This window comes from Vineibacter terrae (assembly GCF_008039615.1).
Lineage (GTDB): Bacteria > Pseudomonadota > Alphaproteobacteria > Reyranellales > Reyranellaceae > Vineibacter > Vineibacter terrae.
The window spans coordinates 1-590 of the sequence record NZ_VDUZ01000129.1 but is presented as its reverse complement, the minus strand read 5'-3'; the positions used below and the strand labels follow the sequence as shown (position 1 = coordinate 590).

Below are 590 nucleotides of genomic sequence, written 5' to 3'. Positions count from 1 at the left end.
GTCGACCGGCACGTAGGGGCGGTCGACGTAGTAGGATTGATACAGCGCCTGCCGGAACGCCACCGGATGCCCCGACACCAGCGTCAGGTCCACATCCTTCCAGTCCTGGCCGCTCATGTTCTCCACAACCGCCCAGCCCTGAAGGTGCGCCTTCGTCACATCGCCCTCACCCGGCACCGTCAGCCGGTACGACGCCTTCCACAGCGGCGCCGTCACGATGTACGCCACACGCACCGTCCGCTTCCCCTGACCCTTCGCGCTCAGCTCAACCGTCCGCGCATCCTTCGCACGGTTCGACGCGATCGCCGCCAGCGCCTTCTGAACCTGCGCCCGAACCGCCGGATCCGCGAACTGCAGCGTCTCCGCCTCCTCCAGCACGAACTGCTGCAGGCCCTTGTCCGTCATCAGCGTCACGCGGTTGCGCACCCCGACCTGACGGCCCTCGGGGCTGATCACCGGCTCGCCATTCACCGCCACGACACGGCCCGTCGCGCTGCGCGCACCGCCCACCGTGATCTCCGCCCCGCGCAGCGCGTTCAGCAATGCCGATGGCGAGCCCAGCGCCGCCTGGTCGAACGGCAGGTCACGGA

Annotated in this window: 1 protein-coding gene; it reads right to left on the bottom strand. The window is 69.0% G+C overall.

Annotated elements, in window-relative coordinates:
* On the bottom strand, nucleotides 1-590 hold a 590-nt coding region (locus tag FHP25_RS40520), incomplete at both ends, for a DUF4139 domain-containing protein (RefSeq protein ID WP_147852696.1).